Origin of the sequence: Paraburkholderia fynbosensis (assembly GCF_902859935.1) — a bacterium.
Classification (GTDB): Bacteria; Pseudomonadota; Gammaproteobacteria; order Burkholderiales; family Burkholderiaceae; genus Paraburkholderia; species Paraburkholderia fynbosensis.
Genome location: NZ_CADIKI010000021.1, coordinates 141,234 through 164,165 on the forward strand (window position 1 = coordinate 141,234; position 22,932 = coordinate 164,165).

Below are 22,932 nucleotides of genomic sequence, written 5' to 3' on the forward strand. Positions count from 1 at the left end.
AGAGTCGCGCGCACCGCCTCGCTGCACATTAGCGCGCACGGATGACAGACATTCCGCGCGTGCGGCCTGTCGATGCAAACCGTACGCCAAGCTTCATGACGTCGCCGCCTCGCTGCGCTCGATCCGACCAACCCATCGGACGACGCTACCGCCCGTAATTGACCACCATGCGCGCACTACCGAGCGAGGCGGTGCCGATCTCGTGATCGAACATCAGCGCCGGACGTCCTTGCGCGAGGCGCAGGTCGGCGGTGCTGAGCGCATAGACAGTGATGACGTAGCGATGCGGTTTGCCCGGCGGCGGACAGGGGCCGCCATAGCCGTCGGTATCGAAGTCGTTGCGCGCCTCGACGGCGCCGAGTTTAGTAAGGAACCCGGAAGAACTCGCGTTCTCGGGCAAGCTGTCGACTTTCGCCGGAATGCCGGCGACCGCCCAATGCCACCAGCCACGGCCCGGCGCATCCTGATCGAACATGGTGATCGCGAAGCTGCGCGTGCCGGCCGGCGCGTCGCGCCAGGTCAGTTGCGGCGAACGGTTGCCGCCTTTGCACTCGGCCTGATTGAAAACCTGTGCGGCTTCCACCTTGCCGCTATGGAAACTCGCGCTCGTCAGCGTGAACGGGGTCTCGGCGAACGCACCTGGACTATGCATCAGGAATAGAGCCAACCCCAGCGTCGCGCAGGTGAAGAACGGCGTACGGTACAGCGGTAAAGCAAGCGAAACAACCAGGCAACGCGAGCGCATGTGCCGGTTCTCCTATCAGGGCGCGAGGTGCTTGTCCTCGCGATGGTTGTTGTCCTTAATCGTGCCCCAAGGTCGAATCAAGTCTAGCATTAGCTCTGCGATACATCATTGTTGCCACACCGTGGGATTTGCGAAGGGGAAATCGGCTATAGTCGGAGGAATTGCCCGCGCGACACCGGCCCCGCGTTCTCATTCGTGTGCATACAACATAGAAAGACATGGTAGAAGTTCTGGAGAGTGATTTACCAATCGAGAGGAGGGCGATGCAAGATCAACTCAAGGTCGTGGTCGCCGACGATCACCCGGTCATTCTGTTCGGTGCGGAGCACGCGCTGCTCAAGTTTCCGGGGCTGGAAGTCGTCGGTCGTGCGCGGCAGTCAACTGAGCTGGTCAAGATGCTGCAAACCTCGCCCTGTGACGTGCTTGTTACGGATCTGGCGATGCCGGGCGGGCAGTATGGCGACGGACTGCAGCTGATCGGCTATCTGCGTCGCAATTTCCCGGATCTTCCCATTGTCGTGCTCACCATGCTGGAAAATGCTGCACTGCTGAAGCGGCTGAGGGAACTGGGCGTGACGTCGGTCGTTCATAAATCTGACGATCTGAGCCACATTGGGCTCGCGGTGCAGCATGTCAGCCGCCACCTCGAATACATGAGCCCTTCGGTGAAGGCGGTGCTCGATACGCTACGCATGAATTCCGGTGGCAAGAGTGATGACGTTATGCTGTCCAAACGAGAACTGGAAGTAGTGCGTTTATTCGTATCGGGCATGACGATCAAGGAGATCTCCGAGCAGCTCAACCGAAGCATCAAGACGATCAGCACTCAGAAAAACGCGGCGATGCGCAAGCTCGGTATCGATCGCGATTCTGAATTGTTCCAGTATGCGCAAAGCAACGGCTTGCTGAATCTGTAGTCGCCTGCACCGGAAGATTCCGGGGACATGTCTTAGCGCCGGGTGACAAAAAAGCCGCCTGTCGTGAGACAGGCGGCTTTTTCAATTCAGACGGCTAGAAGGTCTGTGCTAACGCGACGTCTGCCGCTTACTGCGGCGTCGCGTTTGCGCCGCCATGCGCTGCCGACCATTCGGCCGGTGCGTGCAGGAATTTTTCCACTTCGTCGAGCGTCTTCGTGTCGAAGTATTGGTTTTCCTTGGCGACGCGCAAGACGTCCCACCACGTGGCCAGCGCGTGCAGATCGACGTCTATGTCTTTCAGCACCGACACGCTTTCCTTGAAAATGTTGTAGTGGAACAGTACGAAGCAGTGATTCACCGTGGCGCCGGCAGTGCGCAGCGCGTTGATGAAGTTGATCTTGCTGCGGCTGTCGGTGGTCAGGTCTTCGACCAGCAGCACGCGCTGACCTTCGGTCAGCAGGCCTTCGATCTGCGCGTTGCGGCCGAAACCCTTCGGCTTCTTGCGCACGTATTGCATCGGCACCATCAGGCGGTCGGACAGCCATGCCGCGAACGGGATGCCGGCGGTTTCGCCACCGGCGACGGCGTCGATCTGCTCATAGCCGACGTCGCGCAGGATGGTCGCTTCGGCCATTTCCATCAGGCCACGGCGCACGCGCGGATACGAAATCAGCTTGCGGCAGTCGATATAAACCGGGCTCGCCCAGCCGGACGTGAAGATGTACGGTTTCTCCGCGTTGAAGTGCACTGCCTGAACTTCCAGCAGCATTTTTGCGGTCGTGTCGGAGATCGTCTGGCGATCGAAGCCTGTCATGGGCGGGATCCTTGGGTATGAGCGGGAGAAGCGGGCGCGCGGCCCGGTGGCGCAGCAAGCGAGGTATGCCGCGCCATGCTGGGCGGAATACGCTGCCGGTCAGTGGCGCCGATAGTGGACAAAGGCCGGCTTTTGCTGCGCGCGTAGGCCGACATTTTACCTGAAATGGACCCTTGGGACGAGGCCGTCGTGCGCGGCTAGCGCGAATGGCGGTCGTCACGGCCGGCCCCAGACCGGCGTTGCGAACCATGCCGGGGCCGGCCGTTGAATCTGCGCCGGAGCGCGCCCGCCGCATTTTGGTCTCGCTTGTGAGCAGTCCGGGGCGCCTTTACACTCACGCGAATTTCTCGGGCGCCGCCGCGTGCCCCTTGACCTACGGAATGCTTTCAATGACCGCCGCCTCCTCCGCCACCGACATCCGCGCCCCCGCGAAAAATCGCTATGCAGGCCGCGCGCTGCTCGCCTCGGCGCTGGGTTATGCGATGGACGGCTTCGATCTGCTGATCCTCGGTTTCATGCTGCCGGTGATCGCCGCCGACCTGCATCTGACCTCCACCCAGGCCGGCTCGCTTGTCACATGGACGCTGATCGGCGCGGTCGCGGGCGGTCTGATCTTCGGTGTGCTGAGTGACTATTTCGGCCGCGTGCGAATGCTGACCTGGACGATCCTGCTCTTCGCCGCGTTCACCGGCCTGTGCGCGCTGGCGCAGGGCTATACGGACCTACTGGTGTATCGGACCATCGCCGGTATTGGGCTGGGCGGCGAATTCGGCATCGGCATGGCGCTGGTGGCCGAAGCGTGGCCCGCGTCGCAGCGGGCGCGCGCATCGTCGTATGTCGGACTCGGCTGGCAGGCCGGCGTGCTGGCGGCCGCTTTGCTGACGCCGCTGCTGTTGCCGGTGATCGGCTGGCGCGGCATGTTCGCCCTCGGACTGCTGCCCGCCGTCGTCTCGTTCTTCGTGCGGCGCCGCGTCGATGAGCCGGCGCTCTTCAACGAGCGCGTGGCGCGCGGCATGCGCAAACTGCCGTTCAAGCTGCTGGTCGTCGATGGTCGCACCACGCGCGCCAGCATCGGCGTGGCGATTCTGTGTTCGGTGCAGAACTTCGGCTATTACGGCCTCATGATCTGGCTTCCGAGCTATCTGTCGCACACCTTCGGCTATTCGCTGACCAAATCCGGCATCTGGACCGCGGCGACGATACTCGGCATGGCGAGCGGCATCTGGCTGTTCGGCGTCGCGGCCGATCGCTTCGGCCGCAAGCCGACTTTTCTGTTCTACCAGGCGGGCGCCGTGGTGATGGTGTTCGTCTATGCGCACCTGAGCACACCTATGGCGTTGTTGATCGGCGGCGCGGCGATGGGCGTGTTCGTCAACGGAATGATCGGCGGTTATGGCGCGCTGATTTCAGAGCTCTATCCGACCGCTGCGCGCGCCACCGCCCAGAACGTGTTGTTCAATGTCGGCCGGGCGGTCGGCGGGTTTGGGCCGGTGGTGGTCGGCGCGTTGGCCGCACGTTATTCGTTCGGTGCGGCGCTTGCCTTGCTTGCTTCGATCTATCTGCTCGACATCTTCGCGACACTTTTTCTGATTCCCGAACGACGCGGCGCCGAGCTCGAATGAGCGTCATGGGCTGCGATCGCCCGCGCATCGCGTGCGGACGACAAACGGCGCAATGGGTGCGGCGTCGCAGCATCGCCGGCCCTTGTTTCGCCGATGGCGAGTCCTGTTAACCACGCAGTGCATCGACGCATGCGGGGTGTACACTAACCGGCCCGCGAAGCACTCCGCATCGTCCTCGCATTGCCCTCTTCGTCGTCGCGGTTCAACGCCACGCCTACCCGGCGCATGCGCAAAACCGCCTCGGTCGGTGCTTCATTCGACAGATGCAGGCGACGCCGGCCGTGCGGTGTGCCGGGCCCAATTTCTTACGTCTCGCAGGCCAAAAAATGGACGAACAACTTAAGCAAAGCGCTCTCGCATACCACCAGAATCCGAAACCCGGCAAGATTTCGGTTACGCCCACCAAGCCGCTATCGAATCAGCTCGATCTGTCGCTCGCGTATTCCCCGGGTGTCGCCGCAGCCTGCATGGCGATCTACGACGAACCGCTCGACGCTCAGAAGTACACGTCGCGCGGCAACCTGGTTGGCGTGATCACGAATGGCACGGCCGTGCTCGGCCTCGGCAACATCGGCCCGCTCGCCGCGAAGCCGGTAATGGAAGGCAAGGGTTGTCTGTTCAAGAAGTTCGCGGGCATCGACGTGTTCGACATCGAACTTTCCGAGTCCGATCCGGACAAGCTGGTCGAAGCGATCGCGATGCTCGAGCCCACGCTTGGCGGCATCAACCTCGAAGATATCAAGGCGCCCGAGTGCTTCTACATCGAGAAGAAGCTGCGCGAGCGCATGAAAATTCCGGTCTTCCACGACGATCAGCACGGCACTGCGATCATCGCGTCGGCGGCGATTCTGAACGGCCTGAAAGTGGTCGGCAAGAAGCTCGACGAAGTGAAGCTGGTGTGTTCGGGCGCGGGCGCGGCGGCTATCGCCTGTCTGGATCTGCTGGTGAATCTCGGTCTGTCGAAGAAGAACATTCTCGTCACCGATTCCAAGGGCGTGATCTACGAAGGCCGCGGCAATCTCGATCCGTCGAAGGAACGCTATGCGGCGAACACCGAAGCGCGCGCGCTGGCCGACGCGATTCGCGGCGCCGACGTGTTCCTCGGCTGCTCGAGCGCCGGCGTGCTGAAACCGGAAATGGTCGCCGAAATGGGCAGCCAGCCGCTGATTCTGGCGCTGGCGAATCCCGAGCCGGAAATCCGCCCGGAAGAGGCCAGAAAGGTTCGCCCGGACTGCATCATCGCGACGGGCCGTTCGGACTATCCGAACCAGGTCAACAACGTGCTGTGCTTCCCGTTCATCTTCCGCGGCGCGCTGGATGTCGGGGCAACCACAATCACGGAAGAAATGAAGCTCGCGTGCGTGCGCGCGATTGCCGAGCTGGCCGAAGAGACCGATCAAGGCGATGAAGTCGCGAAGGCGTACGAAGGCCACTCGCTGGAATTCGGCCCGGAATACCTGATTCCGAAGCCGTTCGATCCGCGCCTGATCATCAAGATCGCGCCGGCTGTTGCGCAGGCGGCAATGGATTCGGGCGTCGCGACCCGTCCGATCAAGGACATGGACGCGTACCGCGAAGAACTCGGCACGACCGTGTATCGCACCGGCATGGTGATGCGCCCGGTGTTCGCGGCGGCGAAGTCGGAGCCGGCGCGCATCGTGTTCGCTGAAGGTGAAGACGAGCGCGTGCTGCGCGCCGCGCAATTCGTGCTGCTGGAAAAGATCGCCAAGCCGATTCTGGTTGGCCGTCCGTCGGTGATCGAGATGCGTCTGAAGAAGATGGGCTCGAAGCTCAAGTGCGGTGAAGACGTTGAGATCGTCGATCCCGAAGACGATCCGCGCTATCAGAAATGCTGGCAGGCGTATCACGAACTCGGCGCGCGCGAAGGTGTCACGCCGGACGTCGCGAAAGCCGCGATGCGCAAGTTCAATACGCTGATCGGCGCGATCCTCGTGCGCCTCGGCGAAGCCGACGGCATGATCTGCGGGATGATCGGCCAGTACCACACGCACCTGAACTTCATCGAGCAGGTGCTGGGCAAGGCGGACAACGTGCAGAATTTCGCCGCGATGAATCTGCTGATGCTGCCGGGCCGCAACCTGTTCATCTGCGACACGTACGTGAACGAAACGCCGACCGCTGAACAGCTCGCCGACATGACGATGCTGGCTTCGCGTGAGATCGAGAAGTTCGGTATCACGCCGAAGGTCGCGTTGCTGTCGAATTCGAACTTCGGCAGCGCGCCGTCTTCGTCGTCGCAACGCATGGCCGCGGCGCGCAAGCTGATTGCGCAACGCGCGCCGACGCTGGAAATCGACGGTGAGATGCACGGCGATGCCGCGTTGTCGGAAGTGGTCCGCAAGGCCGCGTTCCCGGGCACGACGCTGACCGGCGAAGCGAACCTGCTGATCATGCCGAATGTCGAAGCGGCGAATATCGCATACAACCTGCTGAAGATGGTCGGCGGCGAAGGGGTGACGGTCGGTCCGTTCCTGCTCGGCGCGGAAAAGCCGGTACACGTGCTGACGCCCGCGGCGACGGTGCGCCGGATCATCAACATGACGGCGGTGGCTTCGGCAAACGCGCGCAAGCCGGCGAACGCGAAGTAATGCGCGTGGCCTGAAAGTCGAGGCGGGGCGTGTTCCAACGCATGCGCTGCCGAGAAGTGACGGAGGACGCCACGGAAGTCGTTCCGTGGCGTTTTTTTATCGTGGAAGGAATCGCAGGCAAAAAAAGGCGGTGGTCCGTTAGGGTCACCGCCTTTTCAATTTCCAACCCGGACCGATGAACCGGTCAAGCGATCAGGCTTGCGCTTTCACGCTCACGCAGCATGTTGCGTCTTGCCCGCCTCCGGCGAGCGCCAGCGCGTCAGCAACTCGTTCCATTTGATACGCACGCCCTTCAGGTTGTTTTCCTTTACGTGACCATAACCGCGGATGCCGTCCGGCAGATTCGCCAACTCAATGGCCAGCTCACGTTTCTGCGCGTTCAGCCCGCCGATCAGTTCGCGCACCAGCGCTTCATACTCGACGATCAGCGCGCGCTCGGTACGACGCTCCTGTGTCTTGCCAAACACGTCGAACGCGGTGCCGCGCAGGAACTTGAGTTTGGCGAGCACGTGCATCGCGCTGAAGACCCACGGGCCGTACTTCTTCTTCACCAGATGGCCCTGCGCGTCTTTTTTCGAAAACGTCGGCGGCGCGAGGTGGATGTGCAGCTTCCAGTCGCCTTCGAAATTCGCCTTCAGTTTTTCGATGAACGCCGGGTCGCTGTAGAGACGCGCGACTTCGTACTCATCCTTGTACGCCATCAGCTTGTGCAGATTCTTCGCGACCGCCTCGGTCAGCGGCAACTGGCCGTCGACCGGATCGAGCGCCGCTTCCGCCTTCCGCACGTCCGACACCAGCGCGCGATAACGCTCGGCATACGCGCGGTTTTGCCACGCCGCGAGGTAGTCGGCGCGCTTGTCGATGAGCGTGTCGAGCGCCTTGGACGTATGCAGCGCGATGATCTTGCTGCTCGCCGTTTCCGCCGCCGCGCCGCGCCCCTGCGATTGCACGAGCTTGCGCACCGCGGCCAGATCGTGCGCGGCGCGCCGGCCCCACTCGAACGCCGCTCGGTTCTTCTCGATCTGCACGTTGTTCAACTCGATCGCGCGCATCAGCGACTGATACGTGAGCGGCACCCAGCCCCGCTGCCACGCGTAGCCGAGCACGAATGGGTTCGTGTAGATCGCATCGCCGAGCAGTGCGAGCGCGAAGTGATTCGCATCGACCGTAGCGACGCCGTCGTCGCCGGCGCCGGCCCGCACGTCGGCTTCCGTGCTGGTGCCAGGGAAGCGCCAGTTCGGATTCTTGATCAGCTCGGCAGTCGGCGTATGCGCGCTGTTCAACACCACGCGTGTGCGGCCCGCCTGCATCCGCGACACGCATTCGTCGCTGGCGGTGACGATCGCATCGCAGCCGATCACGAGACTCGCTTCGCCCATCGCAATGCGGGTCGCGTGGATGTCGGCGGGGTTCGTCGCGATCTGCACGTGACTCATCACGGCGCCGCCTTTTTGCGCGAGGCCGGTGACGTCCAGCACGGTGACGCCCTTGTTCTCCAGATGCGCAGCCATACCGAGCAGTGCGCCGATCGTCACGACGCCCGTGCCGCCGACGCCCGTGACCAGCACGCCATAAGGACGGTCGATCGCGGGCAGTTCCGGTTCCGGCACCGGCGGCATCGCGTCGCCGCCGACGCCCGAAGCCGCCTTCGGCTTGCGCAACTGACCGCCTTCAACGGAGACGAAGCTTGGGCAGAAGCCGTTCACGCACGAGAAGTCCTTGTTGCAGGTCGACTGGTTGATCTGGCGTTTGGTGCCGTACTCGGTATCGAGCGGTTCGACGGACAAACAGTTCGACTTCACCGAGCAATCGCCGCAGCCTTCGCACACGGCCTCGTTGATCACGACGCGCCGCGCGGGGTCCGGATACGTGCCGCGTTTCCTGCGGCGGCGCTTCTCGGTGGCGCACGTCTGGTCGTAGATCAGGATCGTGGTGCCGGGAATTTCGCGCAGCTGACGCTGCACTTCGTCGAGTTTGTCGCGATGGTGGATGTCGATGCCCGGCGCGAGGCCGACATTCGCCGAATACTTTTCCGGTTCGTCGGTGACGATCACGATTTTCGTCGCTCCTTCGGCGGCGAGCTGATGCGTGATCTGCGGCACGGTGAGCACACCGTCCACAGGTTGGCCGCCGGTCATGGCAACCGCGTCGTTGTAGAGCAGCTTGTAGGTGATGTTCGCCTTCGACGCGATCGCCGCGCGAATCGCCAGCAGGCCGGAGTGGAAGTACGTGCCGTCGCCGAGATTGGCGAACACGTGCTTGTCGTTGCTGAACGGCGCCTGGCCGATCCACGCGACGCCTTCGCCGCCCATCTGGCTAAACGTGCTGGTGCTGCGATCCATCCACACCGTCATGTAATGGCAACCGATGCCGGCCATCGCACGCGAGCCTTCTGGCACATTGGTCGACGTGTTGTGCGGGCAGCCCGAGCAGAACCATGGTTTGCGTTCGGCTTCCACACGCGGGCGCGCGAGGGCCTTTTCTTTCGCTTCGATCACGGCGATGCGCGCGGCAATGCGCGCGCGTACGTCCGACGGCAGATCGAACTTATCGAGCCGCGTGGCGATCGCCTTGGCGATGATCGCCGGCGACAATTCGTAATGCGCCGGCAGCAGCCAGTTGCCCATCGGCACCGACCATTCGCCGCCCGCGCCATCCTTCTCGTCGAACTTGCCGAACACGCGCGGACGCTGGGCGTCGGGCCAGTTGTATAGCTCTTCCTTGATCGCGTATTCGAGAATCTGGCGCTTCTCTTCGACCACGAGGATTTCGTCGAGACCGCGCGCGAACGCCTGCGCGCCTTGCGCTTCGAGCGGCCAGACGCAGCCGACCTTGTAGAGCCGGATGCCGATGCGCGCACAGGTTTCGTCATCGAGGCCGAGATCGGTCAGTGCCTGACGCACGTCGAGATAGGCCTTGCCGCCGGTCATGATGCCGAAGCGCGCATGCGGCGAATCGATTTCGACACGGTCCAGCTTGTTCGCGCGCACATAGGCAAGCGCGGCGTACCACTTGTAGTCGAGCAGACGCGCTTCCTGCACCAGCGGCGGATCGGGCCAGCGGATATTCAGGCCGCCGTCGGGCATCGCGAAGTCTTCCGGCAGGATGATCTTCGTGCGGTGCGGGTCGATATCCACCGAAGCGGACGATTCGACCACGTCGGTCACGCACTTCATCGCCACCCATAGGCCGGAGTAACGGCTCATCGCCCAGCCATGCAGACCGAAGTCGAGATACTCCTGCACGTTCGACGGAAACAGCACCGGCAGGCCGCATGCCTTGAAGATGTGCTCGGACTGATGCGCGAGCGTCGAGGACTTGGCCGCGTGGTCGTCGCCGGCGAGGACGAGGACGCCGCCGTGGCGCGCGGAGCCCGCCGAATTGCCGTGCTTGAAGACGTCGCCGGTGCGATCGACGCCCGGTCCCTTGCCGTACCACATCGAGAACACGCCGTCGTATTTGGCGCTCGGGTACAGGTTGACCTGCTGCGAACCCCAGACGGCGGTGGCCGCGAGGTCTTCGTTGACGCCGGGCTGGAACACGACCTGATGTGCGGCGAGATGCTGCTTCGCCTTCCACAAAGATTGGTCGAGTCCGCCGAGTGGCGATCCACGGTAGCCGGAGATGAAGCCGGCGGTATTGAGTCCGGCGGCCTTGTCGCGTTCCTGTTGCAGCATCGGCAGACGCACCAGCGCCTGGATGCCGCTCATGTACGCGCGGCCGCGTTCAAGAGTGTATTTGTCGTCGAGCGTGACGGAAGACAACGCGGCTTCGAGCGAGGCTCGCTGACCTGCGTCTAGCGGGGCATTCATTATGTGTACTCCTCCACTCAGTTTGGGATCACCAAAACTTTTTTGGGCCGTGGCATCTTGTGAATGCGAAGGGCCGGGGCCGTCATATTGACGTGTTTCAGGTGATGGTAGCACTGGTGGAAACCCGCCGCAGCATGCCAAAAAACCATCCCACAAGGGCTTCGCGGATCCGTGCGAGACCTTTTCATGCAGTTTGAGTTTGCTTGGCGTCACGTTGCGAGCCCGCCTGTAACAAGCTGTAAAAGCGACGAATTCACGGAACCGCAGTTCAATTTCCTGTCTAACTCCCACCTGTGAGCAATGTCTGCGTAACGCTCCGCATTCGGTGGAGCTTCAGGACAACAGGGCAGTTAGAAAAGGAGTACGCATGAACACTAGAAACATCCAGACCTTCCTGATGGTCTCAGCAGCCTTCTTCGCCATGAGCGCGCCGGTGCGCTCGAACCCGGGCAGCGCGGGGGCGCTCTCGAACGCGATGAGCCGGACGGCGCAAGTTGTGCCGGCCAGCATCGCCATGGACCGCGTTTCGCGTTCCTCGAAAGCGGACAAGGGAAACCAGAATTCGTGATGCGCCGCTGAAGTGGCGTGTCGGTTGATAACCGGCCGTTGTCCTCCCGAATTTCACTCGAGGCAACGGCGCAAATGAAAAGGGCGAGGATCTTGCGATCCTCGCCCTTTTCATTTCTGCTTGCGTGTCGGCATTAGACCTTGTCCTGCACCACGCCACGGCGAATTTGATCCAGCTCGATCGATTCGAACAGCGCCTTGAAATTGCCCTCGCCGAAGCCCTGGTTGCCCTTGCGCTGAATGATCTCGAAGAAGATCGGGCCGATCTGATTTTCGGTGAAGATCTGCAGTAGCAGATCTTCCGGCGCGCCGTCGATCAGAATCTTGCGCTTCTTCAGTTCGTCGAGCGGCTCGCCATGATTCGGCACGCGGCGATCGACGAGTTCGTAGTAAGTGTCGATCGTGTCGAGCAACGAAATGTTCGCCGCGCGCAGGCCATCCACCGTGCGGTAGATGTCGTTCGTGCCGAGCGCGATGTGCTGAATGCCTTCGCCGTGGTACGCGTCCAGATACTCCTGAATCTGGCCCGCCGTTTCCGAGCCTTCTTCGTTGATCGGAATCCGGATCTTGCCGCACGGCGAAGTCATCGCCTTCGACTTCACGCCTGTCACCTTGCCTTCAATGTCGAAGTAACGCACTTCGCGGAAGTTGAACAGGCGCTCGTAAAACTCCGCCCATTCCTGCATGCGGCCGCGATGCACGTTGTGCGTCAGATGGTCGATGTAGGTCAGACCGTGCCCAACCGGATTAGGGTTCGCGCCGGCAATGGGTTCGAAGTCGACGTCGTAAATGTCGATGTTGCCGATGCTGTCTGGCTGCGCGCCGTTCTTGCCGCGCCAGCGATCGACGAAATAGATCAGCGAGTCGCCGATGCCTTTGATCGCCGGGATGTTCAGCTCCATCGGGCCAGTCTTGTTGTCGAAGCCCCATGCGCCTTTGTCCAAGGCCTGCTTGTAGGCTTTGGCCGCGTCCTGCACGCGAAACGCGATCGCGCAGATCGACGGGCCATGCAGGCGCGCGAAGCGCTGCGCGAACGAATCCGGCTCCCCGTTGACGATGAAATTGATCTCGCCCTGGCGGTACAACGTCACGTCTTTATGACGATGCCGCGCGACGGCGGTGAAGCCCATCTGTTCGAAGAGTTTGCCGAGCGCTTTCGGGTCCGGCGCGGTGTATTCGATGAATTCGAAGCCGTCGGTGCCGACCGGATTGTCCCAGGTTGAAACCTGCATTGTCTGTCTCCTGTCGACCGGAGCCGGCGCTTGGGCGCCTGACTCGAGTCCCATGCAAGATGGTTGATGTGCGCCGGCGGGTTGCGCGAGCGGGGATCGGTGATTGAGTGCGACCGAATGAAGCAAGTGTAAAGTCCGCCGTGAGACGAAAACTTGCGAATTTAATCGCGCGTCGATACGCTTGAGCTATTTTCTATCCTATTTCGTGAAAGGGGCGGCAGAAAATGGCCAAGGTTGAGATCGATGCCATCGACAGGCGCATTCTTGCAATCCTTCAGGAGAATGGCCGGTTGTCGAATCAGGAGATTGCCGAGCGCGTCAATCTCTCGCCGAGCCCCTGTCTGCGGCGTATTCGTCGGCTGGAAGAGAGCGGCGTCATTCGCGGCTATGTTGCCTTGCTCGATGCGCAGCATCTCGGCCTCGGCTTGCTCGCCTACGTGAACGTGCGGCTGGAAAAGCGCGGCGGCTCGGCGCCCAGTCCGCGTGGCGACGCCACGCATGCCGATCTATTTCGTGCGGCGGTCCAGGCGTGGCCGGAGGTGGTCGCGTGCCACGCCATGACGGGCGATATGGATTATCTGCTGCGGGTCCAGGTGGAGGACATGGCGCATTTTTCGCGCTTTGTGCAGGATCAGCTGCTGCACCATCCGTCGGTGATCGACGTGAAAACGAGCTTCGCGCTCGAAAAGTTCAAAGAGACGACGGCGTTGCCGATCTTGTGAACGTGACGTTGTAGCCAGGCAGTACACAAAGAAAAAGGGCAGCCGCATGGCTGCCCTTTTCCACTTCTCCGAAGCCGAGGCCTAGCCGTAGGTTTCTCAGGCTGCGGCGGCCGTCGGCAGGAACGACTCGAACAACCTGGATGCATGACGCGCCTGGCGCTTGAGCGCGTAGTCGAACACGGCAGCCTGCTCCTGCAGCATCTCCGCGATGATGCTCGACTGATCCGCCGGCAACAGCGTCAGATAAGCGTCTGCTTCGCCGTACGCGTACTCGATCTTCATGCCGGCCTTCTTCGCGATGTGCATCATCGTGGTATTGCGCGCGAGGCAGTGGATGTACAGCACCGTGACATGGCTGTTGCGGCTGCGGATGGCGGCGCGCTCGAAAAGCTTCGAGCCGATGCCTTGGCCGCGCGCGCTTTCCAGCACCGACACGCCAAACTCGGCCGTACGCTTGTCGCCTTCGGCGGGCAGATAGGCGAGGTGCCCGACGCCGGTGAGTTCCAGCTTGCTGTTGAACACGCCGAAAACGGTGTCGCGCGTGAAGTCGATTGCGCGGACGTAGTTTTCAATGACGTGGTCCGGCACGATCTGGCCGAAGCGCAGGAGCCGGTCGTCTTCGTCGAGCGCGAGGAAGTGGGCCAGCAGCCGTTCGCGATCGACGGCCGTGAGTTCACGGACCAGAGCAGGTGCGCGGCCAGCTGGCAGCGACGCGCGATCGTGGGGGACGATCGGCTCGGCGGCGCGGGGGGGCATCATGTTCATGGTCGGGTTCTCCTTTTGATCGAGCGGCTTGGTGCACCGCAAAATCCATTTTAGCGGAAAGCGGAGTTTCTCACTAGGGAAAACCCGTATCAAAATCTGAAGAGAACGCCTAAAAAACTTGCGCCCTATTTTTAGTTGATTGATTTAAAAAGAAAAACGAAATTGAACGAGCGTTCGTGGCGTCCATGCCACATGCTTAGGTCGCCCGCACGCGGATGTTTCGGATATTGCTGCCCTGCGTCATTCGGCCGGGGGCGCGCTCAAACCGTGATCCACCATGCCGACGACCTGTTCGGCGAATTCACGGTAGCCCATGCGCCCGTCCGGCTTCAGCCACGTGAACGTCCAGTTGATCATGCCGAACACCATCATGGTGAGAGCGGTTTGATTCTCGCGAGTGGCGCGCTCCGGATAGGCGCGCGCCAACTGCCGCGCAAAGGCCGCGACCACGTCGCGCTGGCGGTTCAGGATCACCTCTCGCTGGGTGTCGACCAGATATTTCACGTCGTTCAACAGCGCGACGTGCCGGCTATGCGAGGTTTCATACTCGGACAGAAACGCCCGGATCAGCTCGGCGAAGGTTTCCCGCTCGGTGAGTCCGCGCCGCTGGCTGGCGCCTTCCACTTCGGCGATGATCAGCATCAGCCGCTTCGTGTAGCGATCGAGCAGATCGAACAGGATCGCTTCCTTGCTCGCGTAGTAGTGGTACAGCCGTGCTTTCGAGGTCCCGCTCGCGGCGGCCAGATCGGCCATCGACGTGCTGGGATAGCTGGTTTGGGCGAATTTCGCCGCCGCCAGTTCGAGAATCTGTTCGCGTTGGGTTTCGTGGTCGGGGGCTCGGGTGCGGGCCATAGTCTTTGGTTTTATTAGTTTGGGCAGGGAGCGCGCGCCGCGCACAGCTCCAATGTGCGCCACGCGCCGGTGTCGCCGCGCAGCTTGATGCGCCTCGTCGAGGCCATTTCGCGCAGGCGCCACAGCACGACGCTGTCGCTTACCAGAAACCAGAGCTCGGCGGTCATCAGCTCGGCGGCGACGCGGGCGGCGGGTTGCCAGTCTTCGGTGATGCGCTCGAGAATCAGCGCATCCAGATCGGCAAAGCTGCCGCTCGTGAATGTGTTGTCGCGCCAGCGGCGTGTTTCGCCGTTCGCGTGCTTGACCTCCTGCCACTCGAGCGCGAGCCGGCTGATACGCAGCACGGAAATCGGCGCGGCGTCAGCCAGACGCGCTTGCAGCACGGCAGGCGCAAACATGCCGACCGAGGTCGCCCGATCCCGGCGGCTGTGCGCCCACGCGCCCGGATCGGTCAGGTCGCGAATCGACAGACGCACCTCGTTCAGGCGCTGCGGGTTGTTGCGCAGGTGATAGCACACACGGCGCAGCATCAGTTGATCCGCCGCGCTTTCGCCATGCCAGACCACCAGATTCGCTTCGCCGCGTGCGATGCTGACCAGCGCCGCAGCCTGCTCGCGGAATTCCCGCAGGAAATCCCGCCGGGTGTCCACGCTGACGCGATCCCAGAAGTTCGCGCGCACATCCGGCGCATCGTCGAGGCCACGCAGTGGGCCGACGGCCAGGTCGTCCCGTAGCGACTGCACGCGATCGTCGCGGCCTGCTTCGTGGAGCGCGGTGCGTAGGGAGTCGGCGGCGACGTCGCCATTGGTGAGGTGAATCGTGCTCATGAGCAGTGGCTTGCTGTGGCAATAACAAAAGGGGCCGCGCGTCGACCGGGACAGGTGTCCGATCGCGAGCGGCCCCTAGTGTAAAGGATCGCGAAGCTGCGGAAAGCGCCGCGGCCATCGCGCGGGCCTCCGTGCGGCGTGCGGCTCAGCGTTCGTCGTAGCTCACCACCACGCGGTCGCTGATTGGATGGCATTGACACGTCAGCACGAAACCGTCGCGTATTTCGTGCTCTTCGAGTGTGTAGTTCTTTTCCATTTTCACTTCGCCTTCCAGCACCTTCGCACGGCAGGTGCAGCAAACCCCGCCCTTGCAGGCATAAGGCAGCGCGAGTCCGGCGCGCAGGCCTACATCCAGCACGCTCACACCCTGATAGGGCAGGCGCAGCTTGCGCCGCTTGCCGTCGAGTACGATTTCGAGGTCGGCCGCCGGCGTGTCTTCGGTGATCTCGACCGGCGGCACGCCGGCTTGCGGCAGCGGGGAGCCGAAGCGTTCCACGTGCACTTTCTCTTGCGGCACGCCGGCGGCCTTCAACGCGGCCTCGGCGGCGTCCATCATCGGGCCGGGACCGCAAATGAAGGCTTCGTCGATCGCATCAGCCGGCAGCAGATTCTCGATGAAGGCCGCGCACTTCTGCTGGTCGAGCACCCCGTTGAACAGCTCCACGTCCTGCAGATCGTCGGACAGCACGTGATACAGCACGAAGCGGTTCATGAAGCGATTCTTCAGGTCTTCGAGCTCTTCCGCGAACATGATCTGATCGACGCTGCGGTTACCGTAGACGAGCGTAAAGGTGCTGCGCGGCTCGACCTCGAGCGTTGTCTTGATGATCGCCAGCACCGGCGTAATGCCGGAGCCGCCCGAAAACGCGAGGTACTGCTGCCCCTGATCGGCGTTCAGATGGGTGAAGAAGCGCCCATCCGGCGTCATCACGTCGATCGTGTGGCCCGGCTGCAGCGTGTCGAACGCGAAGTTCGAGAAGCGCCCTCCGCGCACGCGCTTGATGCCGATGCGCAGTTCACCGTCGCGATCGTAATCGGTGACCCCGACGCAGATCGAATACGAGCGGCGCGTTTCCTCTCCGTCGATATGCGCTTTCAGCGTGACGAATTGGCCTTGGGTGAAGCGATAAAGGTCGCGCAGCTCGACCGGGACTTCGAAGGCGACCGAGACCGCGTCGGCGGTTTCGCGCCGCACTTCGCGGATACGCAGCGGATGAAATTGCGGGGTGGCCATATCAGTATGGTTTGAAGTAGTCGAAGGGTTCGCGGCAGTCGAGGCAGCGGTACAAGGCCTTGCAAGCGGTCGAGCCGAATTGCGCGAGACGTTCGGTATGCGCCGAGCCGCAGCGGGGGCAGGACGGTGCGGGCAGTGCGCGAGGCACGAAACGCACCACTTTTTCCTGTGGCGCCGCGGCCGGACCGCAGTTGCCCGTGGGCGGCGCGATGCCGTAGGCGCGCAGCTTTTCGCGGGCGTCGGCGGTCATCCAGTCGGTGGTCCAGGCCGGGGCGAGCACCGTGGCGACGCGATACGGCTTGAGCTCCGCGACGTCGAGCGCATGGGCGACGTCCTCCGCAATCTGCGACATCGCAGGGCAACCGGAATAGGTCGGCGTGATCACGACTTCGAGCGTGCCGTCGATGGCGCGGCGCACATCGCGCAGAATGCCGAGTTCGCGAATCGACACCACCGGAATTTCCGGATCAGGTACCGTTTCAAGGACGTCCCAGGCGCGTTGGAGCGCGGCGTCGGCCGTAGCGATGGCAGTCGAAGTCGTCATCGTCGGATTACCAGGTGGCGCCAGGATGCTGGCGCGCGAGGCTTTGCATTTCGGCGAGTACGAAACCCATGTGCTCGGAATGTTCGCCGTGCTTGCCGGTCGTGATGTGCTTGACCGCTTCGGGCAGCGTCAGCGTGGCCGCATCAAGCGTGGCGCGCACATCGTCGAGCCATGCTGCTTCGAGGTCCGCGCTCAGCGGGCCGATGCCGGTCGCGGCGATCGTCTCTTCCACCGCGTCCGCGCTGAAGAACTCGCGCGTGTACGGCAGCAGGTAGTCCAGCGCGGCTTGCGCGCGGCGGTGCGATTCCTCGGTGCCGTCGCCGAAACGGATCAGCCACTCGCTTGCGTGATGCACGTGGTAGCTGGTTTCCTTGATCGATTTCGACGCGATCGCCGCAAGCTGTTCGTCGGCGGAAGTCGTCAGCGCGGTCCAGAGATGCGCCATCAACGTCGAATACAGGAAGTTGCGCGCGATCGTGACCGCGTAGTCCTTCTCGGCTCGCGCGGTGCCACACAGCGGGCCGTAATGCGGCAGCTCGGCCAGCGTGTAGTTGGCGAATTCGCGCTCGGCGCGGAAGTACGCGTAGTCGTCCTCCGTGCGGGTCTTGCCGGTGAGCCGTTGCTCGAGCGAGGCGGCATGCGTATACAGCAGACGCGCCTGGCCGATCAGATCGAGACTCATGTTCGACAGCGCGATGTCCTCTTCGAGGATCGGACCGTGGCCGCACCACTCGCTATTACGCTGACCGAGAATCAGCGCGGTATCCGCGAGGCGCAGCACGTATTGGAGATGTTGGGGCGTGATGTCCATGGCCGCGCTCACATGTGGTTGACTTCGTCGGGGAGCGTGTAGAACGTCGGGTGACGGTAGATCTTGTCGCCCGCCGGTTCGAACAGCTCTGCCTTGTCTTCTGGCGCGGACGCCGTGATTGCCGACGACGGCACCACCCAGATGCTCACGCCTTCCTGGCGGCGCGTGTAGACGTCGCGCGCCATGCGCAGCGCCATCGGCGCGTCGGCGGCGTGCAGACTGCCGCAGTGTTTATGGTCGAGTCCCTGCTTGCTGCGCACGAAGACTTCCCAGATCGGCCATTCCTTGTTCATTGCTCTATCTCCTGTTCTTCCTGACGCGCCACGTCTATCAAGCGGCGTGCTGTTGGGCGCGCTGGCGCTGTTTTTCGGCGTGGGCCAGGGCGGCTTCACGGACCCAGGCACCTTCGTTATCGGCTTTGACGCGGGTGGCGAGGCGCTCGCGGTTGCACGGGCCGTCGCCGTTCACGACGCGCCAGAACTCTTCCCAGTCGATGTCGCCGTAGTCGTGATGGCCGCGCGCTTCGTTCCATTTCAGGTCGGGGTCGGGCAGCGTGACGCCGAGCACCTTGGCCTGATCGACCGTGGCGTCGACGAATTTCTGGCGCAGGTCGTCGTTGGAAACGCGCTTGATGCCCCATTTCGACGACTGATTGCTATGGATCGAGTCCTTGTCGCTCGGGCCGAACATCATCAGCACCGGCCACCACCAGCGATTCACTGCCTGCTGGACCAACTCGCGTTGCGCGTCGGTGCCGGACATCATCGACATCAGCGCATCGAAACCCTGACGCTGATGGAACGACTCTTCCTTGCAGATACGGATCATCGCGCGGGCATACGGGCCGTACGTGCAGCGGCACAGCGGGATCTGGTTCATGATCGCCGCACCGTCGACAAGCCAGCCGATCACGCCGACGTCGGCCCACGTGGGCGTCGGGTAATTGAAGATGCTCGAATATTTGGCCTTGCCCGAATGCAGCGCGGCGATCAGTTGATCACGCGACACGCCGAGCGTTTCGGCCGCGCTATAGAGATAGAGGCCGTGACCGGCTTCGTCTTGCACTTTGGCAAGCAGGATCGCTTTGCGCTTCAGGCTCGGGGCGCGTGTGATCCAGTTGCCCTCCGGCAGCATGCCGACGATTTCCGAATGCGCATGTTGGGAAATTTGCCGCACCAGCGTCTTGCGGTACGCGTCGGGCATCCAGTCCTGAGCCTCGATTTTGCCGTCGGCGGCCATGACCGCATCGAACTGGGCCTGTTCGGGGGAACTCGCGCCCGCGTCGAGCGGCGCGACATTGCCGGGAATATCCAAGGATTGCGTGTACATGGGGACGCTCTCTGCAGAAGTTGTCTGAGTTCGCTCAGTATAAACCAACCGACCGGTCGGTTAATAAATTTTTTGTCCGAGGTCTTCCACGCTGTCGGTGTTCCGGCCCGCTTGTCACGGCGTTTCTTCAGCGTCGCTGGTCCGTGCCGGCACTTAACCTATAAAATTGCGAATTGGCCGCGATTGGCGGCCCTCCCGCATCCCGGTACTCATGTTACGTCTAAGCGAAATCAAACTCCCGCTCGATCATCCCGAGAGCGCCCTCGAAGCGGCCGTCCGTGCGCGCGTCGCGGAACTCGGCGTGGCTGAAGACGGGCTCATCCGATACACCGTGTTTCGCCGCGCGCACGACGCGCGCAAACGCGCCGACATCAAGCTCACCTACATCGTCGACGTCGAGGTAGCGGATGAAGCGGTCGCGCTCAAGCGACTCGCCGACGTGCCGCACTGCGGCGTGACGCCGGACATGACCTACCGGTTCGTAGCAAAGGCGCAGGCGCAATTGACCACGTTGCGCCCGGTCGTGATCGGCATGGGACCGTGCGGCCTCTTTGCCGGATTGATCCTCGCGCAGATGGGTTTCCGACCGATCATCCTCGAGCGCGGCAAGGCCGTGCGCGAGCGCACCAAAGATACTTTCGGGCTGTGGCGCAAGTCGGTGCTCAATCCCGAGTCGAATGTGCAGTTCGGCGAAGGCGGCGCGGGCACATTCTCGGACGGCAAGCTGTACAGCCAGATCAAGGACCCGAAGCACTACGGCCGCAAGGTGCTCGACGAATTCGTCCGCGCCGGCGCGCCGGAAGACATTTTGTTTCTGAGCCGGCCCCATATCGGCACGTTCCGCCTTGTGAGCATGGTCGAAAAGATGCGCGCGACCATCCACGAGCTGGGCGGCGAGGTGCGCTTCGAAACCCGCGTCGACGATATCGACATCGACGACGGCAAGGTGCGCGGGCTGACGCTGTCGACCGGGGAGACCTTGCGCTGCGATCACGTCGTGCTGGCGGTCGGCCATAGCGCGCGCGATACGTTCGAGATGCTGCACGAGCGCGGCGTCTATATCGAGGCCAAGCCGTTTTCGCTCGGCTTCCGAATCGAACATCCGCAGGGTCTGATCGATCGCAGCCGTTTCGGCAAATTTGCCGGCCACAAACAGCTGGGCGCCGCCGACTATAAAGTCGTGCATCACTGCAGCAACGGCCGCGCGGTCTACAGCTTCTGCATGTGCCCGGGCGGGACCGTGGTGGCGGCGACGTCCGAGCGCGGCCGCGTCGTCACCAATGGGATGAGCCAGTATTCGCGGGCGGAGCGCAACGCCAATGCGGGGATCGTGGTCGGCATCACGCCGGACGATTACCCGGGCGGACCGCTCGCCGGCATCGCTTTTCAGCGCAAATGGGAAGAGCGCGCATTCGAGCTCGGCGGCGGCAACTATATGGCGCCGGGCCAGCTGGTCGGCGATTTCGTTGCCGGGCGTCCTTCCACGTCGCTCGGTTCGGTGGTGCCGTCGTACAAACCCGGCGTGCATCCGACCGATCTGAGCACCGCGCTGCCGGATTATGTAATCGAGGCAATTCGCGAAGCGCTGCCGCAGATGGACAAGAAAATCGCGGGCTTCGCTATGCACGACGCGGTGCTGACGGGCGTCGAGACGAGAACGTCGTCGCCGATTCGCGTGCGTCGCCGGGATGACTATCAGAGCATGAACGTCGAGGGTTTGTATCCGGCGGGCGAGGGGGCGGGATATGCCGGGGGCATTTACTCCGCGGCGATCGACGGGATCGAAGTTGCCGAAGCGCTTGCGCTGAAAATGACCGGCGGGCAGCCGGCTTGAGTTTGGATGGGCCGCGTGCATTAGCGACCGTCCCCGGCCGTCCGCGGTTGCCGTTGCGATCGGGCACAATGCGCGTTTGGCCTCGAACCGACCACCCGAATGACCCTTCGCACCCTCGCCGCCGCGTGCGGCGCCGCGCTGCTTGCGCAGTTTGCCGCTTCCTCGAACCTTTTCGCCGCCGACGCCCCGCTGGCGGGACATTGGGTCGCCGCGTGGGCAACGGCGCTGCAACCCCTTCCGCAGCGAGCGGATTTGCCGCCGTTGTACCGGGCACCGGAAGTCGCCGGGCGCACCGTCCGTCAGATTGTCTACCCGACGCTGTCGGGAAAGTCTGCGCGAATCCATCTGAGTAACGAGTACGGCAAGACGCCGCTTGTCATCGAAGAACTGCGCATAGCGCGTTCGGCTGGCGGCGCGGCCGTTGTCGAAAACGACGCTGCGCGCGTGACGTTTGGCGGCAGGACGGCTGTCAGCATTCCGGCAGGCGGAGAACTGGACAGCGACCCCGTCGCGCTGGATATCGCCGAAGGCGTCCCGTATGCGATCAGTGCGGTTATGGGGCCCGAACAGCGGGTTGCGGCATGGCACCGTGTATCGAATCAGGTGAATTACGTGTCGGTGCCGGGCAATCATGCGGCGGACAGTTCTGCCGACGCATTCCGTGGCCGGTTTACGCATTACATCTGGGTGAGCGGGTTGTCGGTAGAGACGGGGTCTTCGGCGACGGCCGTCGCCGCGATCGGCGATTCGATCACCGACGGCATGCGATCCAGCCTGAATCAGAATCGACGCTGGCCGGACGCGCTGGCCCGTCGGTTGGACGGTGCAGGCGATCGTTCGATCGCTGTCGTCAATCTCGGGATCAGTGGGAATCGGCTGCTAAGCGACTCGCCTTGTTATGGCGACGCGTTGGCGAGTCGTTTCGACCGCGACGTGCTCAGGCGTCCGGGCGTCAGGACGGCGATCCTGCTGATCGGCATCAATGACATCAATTTCGCGGGGATGCCGCCTCGCAGTGGGCTCGACTGCGACTCCCCGCATACCGCAGTGACGGCTGCGGACCTGATTGCTGGATACCAGCGGGTGATCGCTGTCGCGCGGCACGCCGGTGTGAAGGTGTTTGGCGCGACGCTGACCCCGGCGTCGCTGCCAGCGGAGCGGGAGAATATCCGGCTGACCGTCAACCAATGGATTCGAACTAGCCATGCGTTTGAAGGCGTCGTGGATTTCGACGCCGCGTTGCGGGACCGGGCGCACCCGGACCGGCTGCAGCGGGCTTTCGACAGCGGCGACCACATTCATCCCAGCGATGCCGGTTATGCCGCAATGGCTGCAGCGGTTCCCATGGATGCCGTTTTGAACTCGAGCCGTAGGTAAGTCGACGGAAAAATTCCGTCACATGCTTGTCACAGGTTGGATATCCGCCTATTATTCGCCCCCTCGTTTTCGAACGAGTCCGCGGCAGAACCAGCGGTCGTGACGTCAGCAGGTTTTAAGCGAAGGCGAAAAATATTGTTGACGAAACGAAAAAGAGCCTTCATAATCTCGTTTCTCTGCTGCTGATGCAGCGACGCAGAACGACGCAGTGCCGGGTGGTTGAAGTGGGCGCTGTGCGTGAGCGGATCGATCTTTAAAAATTAACAGCCGATAAGTGTGGGCGCTTGATGCGTGACGCGACGGTGGATTCTGCGGAATC

The 22,932-nt window shown here is 62.6% G+C and carries 20 protein-coding genes; 7 read left to right on the forward strand and 13 right to left on the reverse strand.

Translation table 11 applies throughout. From position 1 onward, the window contains the following. Positions 1-145: 145 nt before the first annotated feature. A complete protein-coding gene (locus HV770_RS29315; protein WP_175165039.1) occupies positions 146-745 on the reverse strand; it encodes a YbhB/YbcL family Raf kinase inhibitor-like protein in 600 nt (199 codons plus the stop codon). Positions 746-1,008: 263 nt separating this feature from the next. On the opposite strand from HV770_RS29315, the gene HV770_RS29320 reads away from it, so the two are divergent. Next, positions 1,009-1,662, forward strand: a complete 654-nt coding sequence (locus HV770_RS29320) for a response regulator (RefSeq protein ID WP_175165040.1) — start codon at positions 1,009-1,011, stop codon at positions 1,660-1,662. Positions 1,663-1,789: 127 nt separating this feature from the next. Here HV770_RS29320 and HV770_RS29325 read toward each other — a convergent pair whose 3' ends face one another. Next, positions 1,790-2,476 carry an orotate phosphoribosyltransferase gene (locus HV770_RS29325; RefSeq protein WP_175165041.1) on the reverse strand — a complete coding sequence of 229 codons (687 nt, stop codon included), beginning with the start codon at positions 2,474-2,476 and terminating at the stop codon, positions 1,790-1,792. A gap of 389 nt (positions 2,477-2,865) precedes the next feature. Between HV770_RS29325 and HV770_RS29330 the strand changes: the two genes are divergently transcribed. Together HV770_RS29330 and HV770_RS29335 are read left to right on the forward strand one after the other, a co-directional pair. After that, positions 2,866-4,098, forward strand: coding sequence for an MFS transporter (locus tag HV770_RS29330; RefSeq protein ID WP_175165042.1), 1,233 nt, complete (start codon positions 2,866-2,868; stop codon positions 4,096-4,098). Positions 4,099-4,424: 326 nt separating this feature from the next. Continuing rightward, positions 4,425-6,707 carry an NADP-dependent malic enzyme gene (locus HV770_RS29335; protein ID WP_175165043.1) on the forward strand — a complete coding sequence of 761 codons (2,283 nt, stop codon included), beginning with the start codon at positions 4,425-4,427 and terminating at the stop codon, positions 6,705-6,707. Between the two features lie 212 nt (positions 6,708-6,919). Here HV770_RS29335 and HV770_RS29340 read toward each other — a convergent pair whose 3' ends face one another. Next, on the reverse strand, positions 6,920-10,519 hold the full coding sequence (locus HV770_RS29340; protein WP_175165044.1) for an indolepyruvate ferredoxin oxidoreductase family protein: 3,600 nt from the start codon (positions 10,517-10,519) through the stop codon (positions 6,920-6,922). A gap of 367 nt (positions 10,520-10,886) precedes the next feature. Between HV770_RS29340 and HV770_RS29345 the strand changes: the two genes are divergently transcribed. After that, the gene (locus HV770_RS29345) at positions 10,887-11,087 is read left to right on the forward strand and encodes a hypothetical protein (RefSeq protein WP_121315917.1); all 201 of its coding nucleotides are present in this window, start codon (positions 10,887-10,889) and stop codon (positions 11,085-11,087) included. A gap of 133 nt (positions 11,088-11,220) precedes the next feature. Here HV770_RS29345 and hppD read toward each other — a convergent pair whose 3' ends face one another. Continuing rightward, a complete protein-coding gene (hppD, locus tag HV770_RS29350) occupies positions 11,221-12,318 on the reverse strand; it encodes a 4-hydroxyphenylpyruvate dioxygenase (protein WP_175165045.1) in 1,098 nt (365 codons plus the stop codon). Between the two features lie 224 nt (positions 12,319-12,542). Between hppD and HV770_RS29355 the strand changes: the two genes are divergently transcribed. Next, on the forward strand, positions 12,543-13,040 hold the full coding sequence (locus HV770_RS29355) for an Lrp/AsnC family transcriptional regulator (protein WP_175165046.1): 498 nt from the start codon (positions 12,543-12,545) through the stop codon (positions 13,038-13,040). A gap of 96 nt (positions 13,041-13,136) precedes the next feature. On the opposite strand, the gene HV770_RS29360 is transcribed toward HV770_RS29355, so the two are convergent. The 8 genes from HV770_RS29360 to paaA form a co-directional block, all read right to left on the reverse strand. After that, positions 13,137-13,805, reverse strand: coding sequence for a GNAT family N-acetyltransferase (locus HV770_RS29360; protein WP_175165047.1), 669 nt, complete (start codon positions 13,803-13,805; stop codon positions 13,137-13,139). Between the two features lie 240 nt (positions 13,806-14,045). Further along, positions 14,046-14,657, reverse strand: a complete 612-nt coding sequence (locus HV770_RS29365; protein WP_175165048.1) for a TetR/AcrR family transcriptional regulator — start codon at positions 14,655-14,657, stop codon at positions 14,046-14,048. A gap of 14 nt (positions 14,658-14,671) precedes the next feature. Next, positions 14,672-15,484: a DUF1835 domain-containing protein gene (locus tag HV770_RS29370; protein WP_175165049.1), complete on the reverse strand. Its 813-nt coding sequence runs from the start codon at positions 15,482-15,484 to the stop codon at positions 14,672-14,674. Positions 15,485-15,629: 145 nt separating this feature from the next. Continuing rightward, a complete protein-coding gene (paaE, locus tag HV770_RS29375) occupies positions 15,630-16,718 on the reverse strand; it encodes a 1,2-phenylacetyl-CoA epoxidase subunit PaaE (protein ID WP_175165050.1) in 1,089 nt (362 codons plus the stop codon). 1 nt (position 16,719) lies between these two features. Beyond that, positions 16,720-17,262, reverse strand: a complete 543-nt coding sequence (gene paaD, locus HV770_RS29380) for a 1,2-phenylacetyl-CoA epoxidase subunit PaaD (protein WP_175165051.1) — start codon at positions 17,260-17,262, stop codon at positions 16,720-16,722. A gap of 7 nt (positions 17,263-17,269) precedes the next feature. Continuing rightward, the gene (paaC, locus tag HV770_RS29385; protein ID WP_175165052.1) at positions 17,270-18,073 is read right to left on the reverse strand and encodes a 1,2-phenylacetyl-CoA epoxidase subunit PaaC; all 804 of its coding nucleotides are present in this window, start codon (positions 18,071-18,073) and stop codon (positions 17,270-17,272) included. Positions 18,074-18,081: 8 nt separating this feature from the next. After that, a complete protein-coding gene (gene paaB / locus HV770_RS29390) occupies positions 18,082-18,366 on the reverse strand; it encodes a 1,2-phenylacetyl-CoA epoxidase subunit PaaB (protein WP_007179854.1) in 285 nt (94 codons plus the stop codon). A gap of 37 nt (positions 18,367-18,403) precedes the next feature. Then, positions 18,404-19,402, reverse strand: a complete 999-nt coding sequence (gene paaA, locus HV770_RS29395) for a 1,2-phenylacetyl-CoA epoxidase subunit PaaA (RefSeq protein WP_175165053.1) — start codon at positions 19,400-19,402, stop codon at positions 18,404-18,406. Positions 19,403-19,613: 211 nt separating this feature from the next. Between paaA and HV770_RS29400 the strand changes: the two genes are divergently transcribed. Both HV770_RS29400 and HV770_RS29405 read left to right on the forward strand, forming a co-directional pair. Further along, positions 19,614-21,236 carry an NAD(P)/FAD-dependent oxidoreductase gene (locus HV770_RS29400; RefSeq protein ID WP_175165054.1) on the forward strand — a complete coding sequence of 541 codons (1,623 nt, stop codon included), beginning with the start codon at positions 19,614-19,616 and terminating at the stop codon, positions 21,234-21,236. Between the two features lie 99 nt (positions 21,237-21,335). Then, positions 21,336-22,613, forward strand: a complete 1,278-nt coding sequence (locus HV770_RS29405; protein WP_175165055.1) for an SGNH/GDSL hydrolase family protein — start codon at positions 21,336-21,338, stop codon at positions 22,611-22,613. 105 nt (positions 22,614-22,718) lie between these two features. Here the strand turns inward: HV770_RS29405 and HV770_RS38265 are convergent. Beyond that, the coding region (locus HV770_RS38265; RefSeq protein WP_217468659.1) for a hypothetical protein at positions 22,719-22,932 on the reverse strand (214 nt) is incomplete at its 5' end.